The sequence below is a fragment of the Megamonas sp. genome, assembly GCF_986095205.1.
The window spans coordinates 1-16,268 of the sequence record NZ_CFQVBI010000045.1 but is presented as its reverse complement, the minus strand read 5'-3'; the positions used below and the strand labels follow the sequence as shown (position 1 = coordinate 16,268).

Here is a 16,268-nt window from a genome sequence, read left to right as displayed (position 1 = left end):
ATTTAAGGAGATATACTTATGATGTTAAAAAGAATGTTTCTGACTTTTATGAGTATTTTTACACTACTAGCTGTAGCAGCTATGCCAGGCACAAGTTTTGCAGCAGACGGATATCTATATACTAGCGAACGCTTTGGTTACAGTATAAAATGTCCTGAAAAACCTCTCGCTGTAATTAATTTGAGCATTCTTTCCCCTCAAGAACAAGGAGATGTTCTCATATTTGAAACAGATGGTCATAACCCTACAAAATACTGGGTTGTTTCCCCAAATGCTTTCAGTAATGATACTTTCCCTGACCTTGATAATTTAACTGATGAAGCTAGACAAGATTTATTTACTCGATTAGCTATTGAACGTGGATATGAAGCGATTTCTCTTGTTCCAATTCAAGGACATAATGCTATTTATGCTGTTACTGCAAAAACTATCCAAATCGATACAGATAAAGATGGTCAAGTAGATAAAACAATTGAACAAGAAGGACAAAATATCGAAACATATTTTAAAGGTGCAAAATCCAATTATTGTATCGTTTTATCATCAAAATCAGCACTAACTGAAGATGATATTAACAATTACCAATATGGTTTATTATCCTTCAATGATAAATAATCTTAAAAATAGAGAAAAAGCCAGTATAACTGGCTTTTTCTTTTATTCTCTATTGACATTTTGACCTATAATTATATAATAATAATTAACGGTTAGCACTCTTTGTATTAGAGTGCTAATAATTCATTTTTAATCTAAATTTAGGAGTGACAAATCTTGGCTAAAGAAACACATCAATTTCAAGCTGAAACTAAAAAATTACTCGATTTAATGATACATTCTATTTATACAAACCGTGAAATATTCCTTCGCGAATTAATTTCCAACGCTTCTGATGCAATCGATAAATTACATTTTGAATCTCTTACAAATCGTGATTTACTCGAAGGCGATAGCGATTATGAAATCTTCTTAATTCCTGATGAAGCTAGCCATACATTGACTATTTCTGATAATGGTCTTGGTATGAATAGAGAAGAACTCATTGAAAACTTAGGTACTATCGCAAAATCCGGTACAAAAGCATTCTTGGAAAAACTTCAACAAGCTAAAGAAGGCGACAATGACACTCAAAAAGATTTAATCGGTCAATTCGGTGTAGGTTTTTACTCCGCTTTCATGGTAGCTGAAAAAATCACTGTAGTTTCCAGAAAAGCTGGCGAAACTCAAGCTTATAAATGGGAATCCACAGCTGATGGTTCTTACACTATTGAAGAATGCACTAAAGATAGCCGTGGTACTAATATCACTATCACACTTTTACCTGAATTCTATGGTGATAAAACTGAAGAAAACTTCACTGACACATATAAATTACAATCTCTTGTAAAAAAATATTCTGATTATGTTCGTTACCCAATCAAAATGAACTTTGTCATTGAAGAACAGCCAAAAGATGCTGATGGTAAACCAATCGAAGGTGCTGGTACTATCAAGAAAAATGAAGTTCGCATCTTAAACTCCATGCAACCACTTTGGGCTAAAAATAAATCTGAAATTAAAGAAGAAGAATACACTGAATTCTATCAAAATCTTTTCCATGACTGGGAAAAACCAATGGAAGTAATGCACAATAAAATCGAAGGTAATATCGAATACACTTCCCTTTTATTCTTCCCTGCACATGCTCCTTACAATCTTTATCATAGCGATTATGAACCAGGCTTACAGCTTTATTCTCGCCATGTATTCATCATGGATAAATGCAAAGACCTCTTACCTGAATATCTCCGCTTCGTTAAAGGTTTAGTTGACTCTCCTGATTTCTCCTTAAATATCTCTCGTGAACTTTTACAACAGAGCCGTGAATTAAAATTAATCGGTAAAAACTTAGAAAAAACTATCTTAAAACAATTAGCAAATACACTCAAAAAAGACCGCAGTAAATATGAACAATTCTGGAAAGAATACGGTAAATCCTTAAAAATCGGTATCTATGGCAGTGTCTATAATGGTGGCAGTGATGTAGTAAATAAATTAAAAGATTTACTCTTATTCACAACTTCCAAAGAAGATAAACTCATCACTTTAAAAGAATATGTAGAAAATATGCCTGAAAGCCAGAAAAAAATCTACTACGCTACAGGTAAAGACCGTGCAAGTATCGATAGCTTACCACAGATGGAAATTCTACGCGATAAAGGTATTGATGTATTATACTTCCTTGATAACGTTGATGAATTCGCTATTGAAGTTATGCGTGAATATGAAGGTAAACCATTCCACTCCATCAGCCGTGGCGATTTAGACCTTGATGATGTTGAATCTCAAGAAGTGAAAAAAGAAACTGAAACAATCGCAAAATCCAATGAAGATTTAATCAAAGATATCAAAGAAACTCTTGGCGATAAAGTTGCTGAAGTAAAAATCAGTAGCCGTTTAAAATCTTCTGCTGTTTGCTTAGTAGCAGACGAACAAGGTCCAAGTTTTGCTATGGAACAAGCTTTTGCTGATGCAAATAATCCAATGTTCAAAGCTAGACGTATCTTAGAAATCAATCCAAAACATGATTTATTTGCTCGTTTACAAAAAGTACATGAACAAGGCAAAGAAAGTACTGCATTCAAAGATTATTGCTCACTTTTATATGCTCAAGCACTTCTCATTGAAGGTATGATGCCAGAAGATCCAGCTGCAATTGCTAATAAAATTGCTGAATTGATGGCAAGATAAAAAATTAAGCCAGCAGATTAGTCTGCTGGCTTTTTCTATAAACATAACTAAACTATTTTTACACCGATGTTACAAAATAACCGATTTTTATAATATGAATTATGATGATATTACAAAATAGCCGATTTTTGTAAAATGAATTATAATGATATTATAAAATAACCAATTTTTATAATATGTATTGAGGTGTTGTCTATGAAATACATAAGTCTAAAAAAAATCTATTATACAGATGCTAATAACTATAATATAGAATATAACAAAAGATTTGAAGCTGTAACAACAAAACACTTTCCTATAGAAATAAAACAATATAATAGAGAAAATGCTTATCCTGCTTTTTTATGCTATACAGAAGAAATTACATTATTAATAGAACGTTTCTATAAAAATTATTTCAATTTATTCAAGATGAAGCAACAAGCTCCACCTATTTTATTAAGACAATTTGTTTTATCTTCGTTAATTGATGAAATAAAATCTACAAATGATATTGAAGGTGTACATAGTACAAAAAAACAAATAAAAGATATTTTAGAAAGCCAGCCTATATCAAAAGATTTTTTACATTTAAAAAGTGTTGTTGATAAATACAATAAAATTATTAACAATGAAAATATTTGTTTTAAATCATGTCAAGATATACGTAAATTTTACGATACATTTGCTCTTGATGAAGTCTTAACAGAACATTCTGATTGGAAACCAGATGGAAAAATATTTAGAAAAGATCCTGTAGAAATAACATCTGCTACAGATAAAATATTACACCAAGGAGTATATCCAGAAGAAAAATTAATAGATAATATGTCTATTGCTTTAAATATATTAAACGATAAAGAGATACCATTTTTAATTAGAGTAATTATTTTTCACTATTTTTTTGGATATCTTCATCCTTTTTATGATGGAAATGGTAGAACAGCAAGATTTATATTTTCATATTATTTAGCAAAAGAATTTGACGAAATAATAGCACTAAGATTATCTGTTATCATAAAAAGATACAAAAAAAAATACTATGAAATCTTTCAAGATACTGATAATGAATATAACAGAGGCGATTTAACTGTATTTGTACAAACCTTCTTAGAAATGTTAAATAAAGCTATAAAAGAAGCTATTGATATCTTACAGAAAAAATTATCTCAATTAAGTACTTATTCAGATAAACTGGATAAAATTATTATAAGTGATGATATTACCAAAAATATTTATTTTATATTATTACAAGCTTCTCTTTTTTTTGGTGAAGGTGCAACTATCTCAGAAATCATGAAAACAACTAAAAAATCTAGGGGTACAATACAAAATCGACTAGATAATATTCCTAAAACACACTTAATTATTAATAATAAAATTAAACCTTATAGATACAAATTAAATATGATGTTATTTAGAGAAAAATAATAAAAGATAGGTAAAACCTATCTTTTATTATTTTTTGACAAAATGTCTATTATTTCATTACTTTTTCATCTACAATATTATAAATAGTGTATTTAACAGGTTTTAAAATTCGGCAAGCTTCACCATCAACTAATTTATATTGAATTTCACAAATGCCACCAGTTGGATTAGCATTTGTATCCTCTTCTAGATAAAGTGGAAATGTTCTTGTAAATACATTGCCTTTTACCTGCATATAATCATGACCGCGATAATATTTTGCTAAAGTTTTCATGTCTTCAATAGGTGATAGTGCTATTTGGCTCATAGATTTACCATTATTAGAAGAATAACCTATTAAATTGCCATAACTACCACTACCATCATTTGTTAAATAAACCAAAACTTCGGGATAACCATCATCGTTTAAATCAGCTATCTGTACATCATTTACAGTATATCCTACGATATCATGAACTTCCTTGCGATTTACAATAGCTAAATTTTTAGGTTTTATTATGAGTTTATCCCCATCTTCTTTGATACTAAAACTATAATTGTCCCAATATAAAACTTGATTGAAATTAGGATTTTGAGCAAAAGATACAGCTAAATTTAACCCACTAATCGCTACAAAACAACATACTATCACTAAGAATTTCACCAATTTAAACATATTATCCCTCTTTTCTAAAAAAATTTATTAATAAAATATATACTCTCTATCTTATTCTAGTTAAATAAAAAAATTCCTATTTATCTAAAATATAGTTTTCAATACCATAAGCTACACCATCTTCAAATACTGATGGAACTACAATTTTAGCACTATTTCTAGCTTTTACACTGCCATTTGCCATTGCCATACCCATTCCCACTGTAGATAAAATTTCAATATCATTATCTCCGTCACCAAAAGCATAGCTATCTTTTATATCTATATTCAATAATTCTAAAACTTTTAATGCTCCTGTAGCTTTGGAATTTTCTTTAGCATAGACTTCTAGATGGCAATAATTATGGTTCATATCCTCTACATAAGTCATATCTTCAGGCAAATTCTCTATGATATATTTTCTATCTTCATGTCTAGGTGAATCTATTTCTAATTTATAAACATCTATAGCTTTTTTATCATAATCGAAAGTCAATTGGTCAGCAAAAATTCCGTATTGCCCTAAACGATAGATTAGATATTCAAATTTTTTATCTACATAAGTATGAAAATCTCCCTGTAAGCTGTATTGCATATCATGTTCATCACAAATAGATGTGATTTTCTCCACAAAAGATTTTTCAAGTGGCGCTCTGTAAATAATCTTATCGTGGAAAAATATAACTGAACCATTGAGCAATACATAGCCATCAAAACCAAAATTTCTTATTTTTTCATCAAGAAAAGCAAGTGAACGACCACTAGCAATAAATACATAATGACCTTGCTCTTGTAATTTACGAATTGCTTTTTGCACGTTTCCACGCATATAACGATAATCTGGATGTGTACCTTCAATCAGTGTTCCATCAACATCAAAAAATACGGCTTTCATAACATACCTCATTACTAAAAAATCTCATTACTAAAAAATTCTGCCTTTATTTTAATAATTTCTTTCAATCAATTCTATTTCTTTCTCTGTAGGATATATTCCATCTTCATAAAGTTTTTCATAAATTCTTGGAATTTTTTTCAATCTATTATTCATATCTTCTATATCAAAGGATACTAAATCTATATCATCATCCAATAACCATTCACAATAATTTTCATATTCTTCACCACTTTTTTCACTATAGGCTTCAGCAATGCTTTTTAATCCATCGACACCACCACAATCTTCAATAATACCATATCCTTTACCTTTTAACACACGTGGTAAACCCTTTTTCGATAATACTTCATCTATGATAATTTTTTCTAATTTTACATTTATTTCCCAATTATCACCAAAATCATATCTAAATTTAATTTTAGGCATATCTGGTGTAATAAGTTGTTTCATCTTCACTTCAAAAATATTAAAGTCATAAATGCTTTCATCTAATTCATTAGTTTGACTATCAGATAATCCTATCTTTATTATCTTTAATAAAGATTTTCTTGATATCTCTATATTTTTTCTTCCTAATTCTTTTATTAATTTAGATTTATTCAAATTAATCCTAATTTCAAAATCAAACAAATGATTAGCTCTCATTTCAAAAAGAGTCATAATAATATATGCTAACCTTGCTAAAGTAATATCTTCTGAAACTTGAAAACGACGCCACATTCTTGGTTTATAACCTTTCACTTCCGCGTTAAGTTGATAAATTGAACAACTTGCCATAATATATCACCATCTCTTAATTATTAATACTTTAAGTTCTTCTTATAATCTATATTTTTACAAAACATTCATCTCATTTCTTATAAAAATAAATCATTCTACTCTATTTTTGATAAGAATATTTATATTATCTATAGGAATATAAACCAAAATTTCTTATCTTTTCATCAAGAAAAGCAAGTGAGCGACCACTAGCAATAAATACATAATGACCTTGCTCTTGCAATTTACGAATTGCTTTTTGCACGTTTTCACGCATATAACGATAATCTGGATGTGTACCTTCAATCAGTGTTCCATCAACATCAAAAAATACTGCTTTCATATCTATTATATTTTATCTCCTTTATAAAAATTATTTGCATTATCCATAAGATTATTGTACCATAAATAAAAAAAACTACATTATTTTTAAGGAGTATTATTTTGCAAAATAAAATTTATCAAATTTACGAAAATATTATATTTTACTGTTTACTTTTATATGGACTAACTTTTTTAATTGATACTAAAATAAACTTTGTTACCACTGCTTTTATTCTTAATATTATATTTCTTTTTTATTTTAGAAAAAATCATCCCTTACAATTAAATTACACAAAAGAATTTAAATATTACATATATATTATTATTTACTTTTTATTAATGATCTTTTTGTCTACTATATTATCTGATGGTTCACTCCATAATTATAAATCTCGTTTTATTAGTCCATTATTAGGATTATTTACAATAATCCTATTTCCAATGAATATCAAACGTATATTTTTATTATTTCTTTCCTTTTCTATTCCATTATTTATTAATGCTTTATTAATTATATATCAATTTTATTTAGGAAACACTGGCAGACCCACTGGTTTTTGTAATAACCATTATATGTTTTTAGCCGTTTCTAATAGTTTAATTTTACCTATCATCCTTACCCTAAGTCTACATAAAAGCCAACTTTCGAAAAAAATACGAATTCTTCTCTTTTTTATAATCTTAATTAATATCCCTGCTGTCATTTTTGAAAACACTCGTATTGTTTGGCTTGAATTAGCAATTATTTTTCCTTTAATTATTTTGTTTTCTATAAAAAGTAAATTAAAAGCTATTTCTCTTATTATTTTATTAGCAGTATATAGTTTATCAATATTTTCCATCTCACCATCTTCAATCAATCGTGTTTCTAGCATTCCTGATACAAATTATGCAAATCAATCTAACTATGAACGTATATTAATGTGGGAATCTGCCACAAAGATGTTTATTGATCATCCCGTCTCTGGTGTGGGTCTTGGTAATTATTATGAAGAATATATGTCTACTTATCGTTCCCCGTTATCTAGAGAAACACAAGGGCATCCTCACAATGTATTATTAGCTTTTTTATCTGAAACAGGTTTATTAGGTACATCTGGTTATATTTTATTATTTATATATCTGTACTATTATACTATAACTAATTATATACGAAATAAAGATGCTTTTTCTTTAGCTTTTTTATCTTGTTTACTAGCATTTACAATAAATTCATTAACCGATTCTATATTTTGTCAATTAGGTTATAAAGGTAATACTGCTTTATTTTGGATATTTACTGGATTATATTTTATATTAAATAAACATTTAACAATTTCTAAAATAAACAATTAAAAATCACTATAATTTGAGGCTATATTATGTATCAACTTGAAGAATCTATTAAAAATATTATTAAATATTCTTTTTCATCTAGTATTAACAATACAATTCATATAGGCTATGGTATTGATAATAATTATGTTCGTTGTTGTTCTACATCCATTGTATCTTTTTGTGAAAATAATCCTCATCAAAATTTTCATTTTCATATTGTTTCATCTTCTCTTACTAAAGATTCTATTAACAAATTAAAAGCTCTAGCACAACAACACAATATAAATATTAATATTTATATTATAGACAATACTTACTTTAATAAATTACCTACCCAAAAAGCATTTCCTATTTCTATGTATTTTAGATTTTTACTACCTGTACTAAATAAAAATCTGTCAAAAATAATCTATGTAGACGCAGACATTATTTGTTTAAATAATATACAAGAATTATTATCTATTAATCTAGAAAATAATATCATTGCAGCTGTTCCTGACACAAAAGATATGAATCAATCTCGCAATAATGCTTTAAATTTAAAAAATCATATATATTTTAATTCAGGAATGTTACTTATTAATATCCAAGAATGGAATAAATATAATATATCTAATAAACTTATAGAAATTTTATCAACCACTTCATATGATTTTAAATTTCCCGATCAAGATGCTTTAAATTTAATATTAACACAAAAAATAGCATATCTACCTAAAAAATTCAACTATTTTAATGGTTTTTATCCTTGGCATAAAGACAGTATTACTAATAAAGAAATCATTCTATTACATTTTACATCTTCTCCAAAGCCATGGGATTTAGGCTGGGAAGTAAGTTCTATGTCAAATGATTATAACAGAGATTTATACAAAACGTATGAAAATCAAACACCTTGGAAAAATGCTTCTCCTGTATATCCAAAACACTATCGTCGTTTACGAATTTATTCTCAAGATTTATATCATCATGGTTATTATTTATCAAGTATTAAATACTATATATTATATTTATTAACTAAATTAAAAAAGTAGAAGATACTAATCTTCTACTTTTTTGTTTTAATAAAAAATTATACCTGATTTCTCCATAATATTTCTATATACTAGATGAATATCTACATTTAAAGAATCCGCTAAACTTATAGCTTTTATATTAGTTTTTGCAAACTTATCTACATTCATCAATGCTGATGATTGATAACTTATTACTGCTTTTAATTTAGGATTAGATGCAAATATTAACTCTGCAGGCTCAGACCCCTTATATATTTTTATCCATTTGAAATGTTCTTTATAATATTTTATCTTATCTGGATTATCATGTGGATGTGGTTTATAATATAGTATTACTTTATCTTTATATAAATTTCTAATTTTTTCTAAACATTGTGCTTCTTCTTCTAATGTAAATTTTCCCATCTCAACCATAGGCTGACTTAAATATAATATGCTATCTTCTTCAAAAGTTTCTTTTAATAATTGTCGTGATTTTAAATCTTTTATAGCTTCATTTATCATTTCAACAGTTATTTCTTTTGTAGATAGGGATTTTCTATGTATAAGCCATGGCTTATACATAATATCTAATTTACCTGCTGGACTTTCGCCCTCAGCTTCTGTATTAAGATACATATTTCCTTCTATACCCGAAATCCATTTTAATAAATAAGCTTTTATTTTATGAAAAATAGCATGACTTTTTTTTCGTCTGCGTGTTCCATTAAAATATGAATACATGCCATCTTCTATTCTATAAAAAGAATTTTTTCCTATAGCTTCAACAAATAGTTGATTAGGTATAGATGTATCCACACCTATAAATACATTATCTATATCTAAAATTCTAATATTTTCTTTCACATATTTTACTTGCTGTCTATACGATGTAGTTCTGTTTTTACTCATCAACCAATCTAATAATACAAATACATTTTTATATCCACATTCTTTTGAAGAAATATACTTCAATATTTCATTTTTCTTCCATGTTTCATATTTAGGTGGACGCATTATAACTAAATAATTTTCATCATTTTTTAATATACTATGTGTCAATATAAATGCTGTAAGTGCATGATATATTGAATTTACTACAAATATATTCTTCATCTAATCATCACCTAATAAATTTATCTTTGATTTTATAAATAGTATATTTTATATACCAATATATACCTTTCAAATATTTTCCATATTGAATAAATGATCTCCCCATCATTTTCATATGTTTATAATTAATCGGTTTATTTAATGGCATATTTCCCCATAAAGATATTTTTTCTACATCTAAAAAATATTTTCTTAAAGGATGCATACACCATTTATTCCATGGTTTATATCTACCAACATAATGTACAAATATAACATCATTTGGCATATAAGCACTTTTATGTTTCATATTTAAAAGATAATCATACTTTTTATCAATATATAAACATTTTCCGTCCAATACTATATTCAAAGCATCTTGATCAAGCCAAGCAAATTTTCCTAAATTATCAAATGATAATTTTATTGCTTTTTCTGAAATATTATTATCATTCCATTTTTTTACGTCTATAAACATAAATCCTGCATTAAAATATTTATTATTTTTTATATTTAATTTTTTTATTTGTTTTTCTCTAACATAAGGCAAATCATTTACAACAGCAACAATATTATCTTTAAAATCTAATTGCATTAATGACTTCAAATTACCAAAACATTGTACATCTGCATCAATATAAATTAATTTATTCACAATACCGTCCAAAATTTGTGGCATTAAAAATCTATTATATGTAGCTTTCGCAAAATGTTTAGTATAAGGTAATTGATCAAAAACTTCTGTATTTATTTTATAAATAATAACAATAACTTTATTATCCTTAGCAAATTTTTCTAATAAATTCAATGACATATCATCTATATAATCTATAAATATATGAAAAATAATATTTATATCCATATTATTTTTTATTATCGATGTCATTGATACTCCCATAGGTCTTATAAAATTGTTATCTACACCATATCCTATATTTATTGATTTTTTATAATTAATATCTTCAATATTTAAGCCATTAAATATTAATTTATTTTCCACTATATTATTTAAATACAATTTATTTCTCCTCAATTAAAATGTAAATATTTCTCTTTATAATACTTTATATAATATCTTATAGCTTTTTTATAACTACCATTAAATTTATATGCCTTTGCCTTTTTTTTATATAATTTATATTTCTTATTCTTTTTATATTCCTTTTTTCTTTCTATAAAATGTTCTCCACCAAATAATTTTAATCCATCATACCATGTATCTACATCATGTATTTCAAATAATTCAGGTCTTTCATAATATGCCATAAGTTCTATAGTTTGATCATCATCGCATAATCCACATCTTAATAAACTTAACATAGACTCTTTTGCTAATAATATAAAATCTCTCCATAAATCAACATAAGCAACCATTATATTGCCTCTAATATATACATCCATATTTCTCACAATTTCAAAAATAGGTATATTTACATCTATTTTTTGATGTGTAAATAAATGTATTTTATTAGAAAAATTATACTCCCATAAGAAATTAAAATCTTCTTCATTAATTAATCCATCTTTACCCCCATGGTTAAATCCAAAATCTAACCATGCTATCATTGAATTATTATTTATATACTTTTTACTAATAACATCTTCTATACAATACCATTTTAGCATTACAACATAATTATAATCTACATTCCATGATTCTGGTCTCTTTATATCCTTATGAAAAGTTTTTGATATATCATTATTCATTACTTTTTCTATTCTATTATATAAATCTCTATCAAAAGCTCTATAATCATCTACTATTATAACTTTAGTTTTTTCCTCTAATCCAAAATCTTTTCTTATAGATAAAATTTCATTAGCAAATTCTTTTGTAGTATATACAATTAAATTATTTTTTATTCTAGCCCAAAATTTAAAATAATTAATATATTTATTATTTCCTCTTTCACTATTATTCCAATTTCCTCTGCCTATATCAAAATATGCTGTTACTATTGTTATATCACTCATTATAAATCATTTCCTTGATGCTATTTTCATAGTTTTTATACATAAGTTCTAAACTAAATTTTTCATTAATAAATTCATATGCTTCTTTACTCAAAGACTCTCTTAACTCTTTACTATTTTTCATTTTTAATATATTATTAGCCAAATCTAACACATTATTATCTTCTACTAACAGACCTGTTTTATTATTCAAAACTACTTCATTTGCTCCTGACACATCTGTAGATATTACAGGGGTTTTTGCTGCTATAGCTTCACATAATACCAAACCAAAACCTTCATAATGTGTAGCCAATACAAATAAATCTGTTTTTACTATTAAATCTTTAAAATTACCTTCTATTATTTTTATATTATTATCTAAATTATGTTCATAAATATACTTTTCACATTTTTTTCTAGTCTTTCCTATGCCCATTAATAACAAATTAATTTTTTCATTTTTTTCTTTAATCAAATACTCTATCGCTTTAATCAAAGTCATTTGATCTTTTTGTTTACTGAAACGAGCAACCATTCCTACTGTGAAAATGTCGTGCTTTTCCTTTGGTAAATCAAAACTTTGTATATCAATACCATTATAAATTACTTCTACTTTTGATTTATCTATGCCTTGCTTAATCAAGTGATTAGCTACACCTTTTGATACACAAATATATTTATCTGTATACTTATCTAATTTTCGTGTTAAATAACGTCTAAATGGTGTATACTTCTCCGTATTATGTTCTACATGTATTAATTTTACTGGTATTTTAGCATATACTAAGGCTAATTTAGTCCAAATATGTGTACTATATCCATGAACGATAATTAAATCTGGTTTACTATGTCTAATAAACTCACCTAAAGATAATATATAGTCTATAGTAAATTTATCTTTTATAACAATAATACCTTTTAAATCTGTATTATTATATTTACGAAAAATATCAATAATTTCATAACCTCTAGTTTTTAAATAATTACTTATATCTATTGCAATATTAAGTGAACCTGATGGATTTCCAGATACAATACTTAAAATCTTTTTCACTAAATTCACATCCCATGAAATTTATCTATTATCACAAATATTATTATATATTTCTATAATCTTTTTTATCATTATTTGATTAGCAAAATCTTTTTCTACTTTTTTCCTTGCATTTATTCCCATTTTGCTACATAAATCTTTATCTTGAGCTAATATATTTATCTTATTTAATAAATCATCATCATTATTATATTTTACAATAAATCCTGTTTCTTTATCACTTATAACTTCACCAATACCACCAACATTAAAAGCTATAGCTGGCTTTTGCATTGCCATCCCTTCAGCTAAAACCAATCCAAATGTTTCAAAATATGATGGTAAAACCATAACATCTGCTATATCTATATAATTTTCTACATCTGTCTTATGACCTAATAAATGTACTCTATCTTGTAAATGATATTCTTTTATTTTTTTCTTTAAATCACTGAAACCTTTTCCTTTACCAATTACTACAAGATGCCATTTTTTACTAACTTCATAAATTTTCAATACATCAAGTAAATGCTGATGTCCTTTATTTCGCAAATTTTTAATACGCGAAACTATAATCATAGTAAAAGCCTCTTGTGGTATATTATATTTTTTTCGTAATAAATTTTTATTTTGTCTATTTGGCTTAAATTTTTCAATATCTACACCATTATAAACAACTTGTATTTTTTCAGCTAAAAAGCCTTCTTTTATTGCAGATTTCCTAGAAAACTCACTTACAGCAATAATCTTATCCACTTGATTTATAATGTCTTTCACTTTTGCTGGTAATACACCATGAGCTGTATATACTATAGGAATATCTAATTTATACTTATTTCGTGTCTTTACGGCTACAATACCTGCTGCTTCCGAATTGGCATGTATTAAGTCTATATTATATTTTTCTACAATACGTTTTAATAATAATCCTGATATAAACTTACTCAATCTAATCGGTAAAAAAAAATGTTTTATTCCTTCTTTTTGTAATTCAACCGCCAACGCTCCACCAGCAGAAGCAATAAATACATTGTAGCCTAATGATTTTAAACTACGAGCTACTAATGCTACATATGATTCAGCACCACCTATATTCATACGAGGTACTAATAATAAAATTTTTTTCATAAAAAATTACTCCATAATTTTTCTTAAAGAATTAACAATATTTTCTACCTTTATATTTTCTGTTAAAACCTCGCAACGATATAATGATTTTTCAGGAGCCCATGCGTCTAGATGTGCTTTTGTATGAATATAAAATAAACAAACTGTAGGTACATCTACTGCCAAACCTAAATGCATAGTCCCTGTATCCACACTAATTAAAGCTTTACAATTAGCTAGTAGCGCTCCAAGTTGAGCAATAGTTGTCTTATCTACTAAATTTATAAAATCATCTTTAGCTATTTTAGACAATTCTTCTCCATATTCTTTTGCTACATTCCCTGCACCTAATAGTAATAAAGTATAACCTTTACTTTTTAATGTTTGTATTAATTCTTTACAATCTTTTAAAGGCATATCTTTTTCTTTCTTTTTAGATGTAGTACATATTGCTACTAATTTATTATCTTGTATATTTAAACCTTCTAATAACACTTCAATATCATCATATGATGATTCTGGTGGTATAAATTTCATTGGTAATTCTCTTATAGCTTTTTTACTATATTGTTCTAATAAAATACTATTTTTAGTCTGTACTTTTGTCTTACCATGATAATCTATTTCTCTAGGATTATCTAATAAAAAATTTATTATACCTTTATTTTCAGCATATACTTTTTTAGCCCCAAATAATTTTGCTAAAACAATACCTCTTTCATTACCATAGATAACAAAAGCTGCTTCAAAGCCTAATTTAAATTTTTCTTTATATTCTTGATAAAAATTCCATGCTCCCTTTACACCATGATGTTTACCCTTTTTATCATAAGCTACTACTTCATCTACTCCATCACAGTAGGTTGCTACTTCTACAAATGACTTATTAACAATAAAAGTTATATGTGAATCTGGATATAATATTTTTATATTTCTACATAAAGGATTAGTAAGTAAAGTATCTCCAAAAAAAGATGTATTAATAACTAAAAATTTTTTCATAAAATCTTTCCTTAAAAATTTATTGAATATCTTCTTCATATTCGTATAATATATTATTATACACTATATCTAAGGTTAGGAAAAATTATTATGTTTATACTATTATTGATTATTTTATGTATATTTTTTATCTTATATTTAAAATTTAAAAATTATGTACCAATTTTAATGTATCATCGTATAGCCGATATTCCTGGTGATAGAAATGCTCTACCTAAAGAAAAATTTGCCGAGCAACTAGAATATTTATCCACGCATAACTATCATACTATTACACCAGAACAATTATATAATCACTTCGTAAATAAGACTAAATTACCTAAAAATCCTGTTCTACTAACTTTTGATGATGGCTATCAGGATAATTATCTTGAAGTCTTACCGCTATTAAAAAAATACAATATGACTGCTGTTGTTTTTCCTATTTACAATTGGATTGGTAAACCTAACAAATGGGAAAATTTCGGTAAACAAGAAACTACTACCATGAATTTAGCAGAATTAAAATCTTGGCTTCATCATGGTCTAGATATCCAACCTCATACTGCCGACCATCCTTTCTTAACTCAATGTAATGAGGAAAAATTAAATTTAGAAATTATTGATACTAAAACAAAATTTGAAAAATTACTTGATAAACCTATGGATTATCTTTGTTACCCATATGGTTTTTTCAATCAACAAGTAATAAATATAGTAAAAAAAGCAAATTATAAAATGGCATTTGCTATCTTTGAAAATGTTCCACTTTGGCATATTAATCTTTTTGCTCTTCCACGCATTCCTATACCTTCACACCAAAAAATGTGGGAATTCAAATTAAAAGTAAGCTCTATTCATATTATTTTCGTTGCAATGCGAAAATGGGAACGACAATTTAAACAACTAAAAAATAAATTTAAATAAATAAAAAGCTTCAAGAATATAATGATATGCACCCAAAATATTGGACATATTAATTAAGCTACTAATTGAGACTTAGTTCTGTATTCTACGGGACTAAGTCCTTTT

The 16,268-nt window shown here is 26.4% G+C and carries 16 protein-coding genes; 6 read left to right on the top strand and 10 right to left on the bottom strand.

Features of this window, described 5'->3' with window-relative positions:
- Positions 1–18: 18 nt before the first annotated feature.
- From AC5LAX_RS06225 to AC5LAX_RS06215, 3 genes are all read left to right on the top strand, one after another.
- Complete coding sequence (locus tag AC5LAX_RS06225) at positions 19–615, top strand: hypothetical protein (protein ID WP_018998731.1); 597 nt, start codon at positions 19–21, stop codon at positions 613–615.
- 156 nt (positions 616–771) lie between these two features.
- Positions 772–2,727 (top strand): molecular chaperone HtpG, encoded by a 1,956-nt coding sequence (htpG, locus tag AC5LAX_RS06220; protein ID WP_288909427.1) that lies wholly within the window; start codon positions 772–774, stop codon positions 2,725–2,727.
- 195 nt (positions 2,728–2,922) lie between these two features.
- Complete coding sequence (locus AC5LAX_RS06215; RefSeq protein WP_288909426.1) at positions 2,923–4,137, top strand: Fic family protein; 1,215 nt, start codon at positions 2,923–2,925, stop codon at positions 4,135–4,137.
- Positions 4,138–4,186: 49 nt separating this feature from the next.
- Here AC5LAX_RS06215 and AC5LAX_RS06210 read toward each other — a convergent pair whose 3' ends face one another.
- From AC5LAX_RS06210 to AC5LAX_RS06195, 4 genes are all read right to left on the bottom strand, one after another.
- The gene (locus tag AC5LAX_RS06210) at positions 4,187–4,792 is read right to left on the bottom strand and encodes a hypothetical protein (protein WP_288909425.1); all 606 of its coding nucleotides are present in this window, start codon (positions 4,790–4,792) and stop codon (positions 4,187–4,189) included.
- Positions 4,793–4,868: 76 nt separating this feature from the next.
- Positions 4,869–5,666: a Cof-type HAD-IIB family hydrolase gene (locus AC5LAX_RS06205; RefSeq protein ID WP_288909424.1), complete on the bottom strand. Its 798-nt coding sequence runs from the start codon at positions 5,664–5,666 to the stop codon at positions 4,869–4,871.
- Positions 5,667–5,717: 51 nt separating this feature from the next.
- Positions 5,718–6,446: a plasmid pRiA4b ORF-3 family protein gene (locus AC5LAX_RS06200; RefSeq protein ID WP_288909423.1), complete on the bottom strand. Its 729-nt coding sequence runs from the start codon at positions 6,444–6,446 to the stop codon at positions 5,718–5,720.
- 127 nt (positions 6,447–6,573) lie between these two features.
- Entirely contained in the window at positions 6,574–6,771 is a 198-nt protein-coding gene (locus AC5LAX_RS06195; RefSeq protein ID WP_259318821.1) for an HAD hydrolase family protein, read from the bottom strand.
- 101 nt (positions 6,772–6,872) lie between these two features.
- Here AC5LAX_RS06195 and AC5LAX_RS06190 point away from each other — a divergent pair, with 101 nt between their 5' ends.
- Positions 6,873–8,087, top strand: a complete 1,215-nt coding sequence (locus AC5LAX_RS06190; protein ID WP_288909422.1) for an O-antigen ligase family protein — start codon at positions 6,873–6,875, stop codon at positions 8,085–8,087.
- A 26-nt stretch (positions 8,088–8,113) separates the two neighbouring features.
- Entirely contained in the window at positions 8,114–9,103 is a 990-nt protein-coding gene (locus AC5LAX_RS06185; protein ID WP_288909421.1) for a glycosyltransferase family 8 protein, read from the top strand.
- 27 nt (positions 9,104–9,130) lie between these two features.
- Here AC5LAX_RS06185 and AC5LAX_RS06180 read toward each other — a convergent pair whose 3' ends face one another.
- From AC5LAX_RS06180 to AC5LAX_RS06155, 6 genes are read right to left on the bottom strand one after another with little or no spacing between them, the layout of a single operon-like run.
- Positions 9,131–10,180, bottom strand: a complete 1,050-nt coding sequence (locus AC5LAX_RS06180) for a glycosyltransferase family 52 (RefSeq protein ID WP_288909420.1) — start codon at positions 10,178–10,180, stop codon at positions 9,131–9,133.
- Between the two features lie 7 nt (positions 10,181–10,187).
- Complete coding sequence (locus AC5LAX_RS06175) at positions 10,188–11,177, bottom strand: glycosyltransferase family 8 protein (RefSeq protein WP_288909419.1); 990 nt, start codon at positions 11,175–11,177, stop codon at positions 10,188–10,190.
- Positions 11,178–11,188: 11 nt separating this feature from the next.
- Positions 11,189–12,133 carry a WlaTC/HtrL family glycosyltransferase gene (locus AC5LAX_RS06170; protein WP_288909418.1) on the bottom strand — a complete coding sequence of 315 codons (945 nt, stop codon included), beginning with the start codon at positions 12,131–12,133 and terminating at the stop codon, positions 11,189–11,191.
- Entirely contained in the window at positions 12,126–13,169 is a 1,044-nt protein-coding gene (locus AC5LAX_RS06165) for a glycosyltransferase family 4 protein (RefSeq protein ID WP_288909417.1), read from the bottom strand. Before AC5LAX_RS06165 ends, AC5LAX_RS06170 begins: the two co-directional genes overlap by 8 nt.
- A 21-nt stretch (positions 13,170–13,190) precedes the next feature.
- Positions 13,191–14,276 (bottom strand): glycosyltransferase family 4 protein, encoded by a 1,086-nt coding sequence (locus tag AC5LAX_RS06160; protein WP_288909416.1) that lies wholly within the window; start codon positions 14,274–14,276, stop codon positions 13,191–13,193.
- Between the two features lie 6 nt (positions 14,277–14,282).
- Positions 14,283–15,257, bottom strand: coding sequence for a glycosyltransferase family 9 protein (locus tag AC5LAX_RS06155; RefSeq protein ID WP_204921740.1), 975 nt, complete (start codon positions 15,255–15,257; stop codon positions 14,283–14,285).
- A 90-nt stretch (positions 15,258–15,347) separates the two neighbouring features.
- Here AC5LAX_RS06155 and AC5LAX_RS06150 point away from each other — a divergent pair, with 90 nt between their 5' ends.
- The gene (locus AC5LAX_RS06150; protein WP_288909415.1) at positions 15,348–16,163 is read left to right on the top strand and encodes a polysaccharide deacetylase family protein; all 816 of its coding nucleotides are present in this window, start codon (positions 15,348–15,350) and stop codon (positions 16,161–16,163) included.
- The last annotated feature ends 105 nt before the right edge of the window (positions 16,164–16,268 follow it).

Bases quoted from the DNA above. Each gene is read 5' to 3' on its own strand.
- AC5LAX_RS06225 (WP_018998731.1), top strand. From the start codon at position 19: ATGATGTTAAAAAGAATGTTTCTGACTTTTATGAGTATTTTTACACTA.
- AC5LAX_RS06215 (WP_288909426.1), top strand. From the start codon at position 2,923: ATGAAATACATAAGTCTAAAAAAAATCTATTATACAGATGCTAATAAC.
- AC5LAX_RS06210 (WP_288909425.1), bottom strand. From the start codon at position 4,792: ATGTTTAAATTGGTGAAATTCTTAGTGATAGTATGTTGTTTTGTAGCG.
- AC5LAX_RS06205 (WP_288909424.1), bottom strand. From the start codon at position 5,666: ATGAAAGCCGTATTTTTTGATGTTGATGGAACACTGATTGAAGGTACA.
- AC5LAX_RS06200 (WP_288909423.1), bottom strand. From the start codon at position 6,446: ATGGCAAGTTGTTCAATTTATCAACTTAACGCGGAAGTGAAAGGTTAT.
- AC5LAX_RS06195 (WP_259318821.1), bottom strand. From the start codon at position 6,771: ATGAAAGCAGTATTTTTTGATGTTGATGGAACACTGATTGAAGGTACA.
- AC5LAX_RS06185 (WP_288909421.1), top strand. From the start codon at position 8,114: ATGTATCAACTTGAAGAATCTATTAAAAATATTATTAAATATTCTTTT.
- AC5LAX_RS06180 (WP_288909420.1), bottom strand. From the start codon at position 10,180: ATGAAGAATATATTTGTAGTAAATTCAATATATCATGCACTTACAGCA.
- AC5LAX_RS06170 (WP_288909418.1), bottom strand. From the start codon at position 12,133: ATGAGTGATATAACAATAGTAACAGCATATTTTGATATAGGCAGAGGA.
- AC5LAX_RS06160 (WP_288909416.1), bottom strand. From the start codon at position 14,276: ATGAAAAAAATTTTATTATTAGTACCTCGTATGAATATAGGTGGTGCT.
- AC5LAX_RS06155 (WP_204921740.1), bottom strand. From the start codon at position 15,257: ATGAAAAAATTTTTAGTTATTAATACATCTTTTTTTGGAGATACTTTA.
- AC5LAX_RS06150 (WP_288909415.1), top strand. From the start codon at position 15,348: ATGTTTATACTATTATTGATTATTTTATGTATATTTTTTATCTTATAT.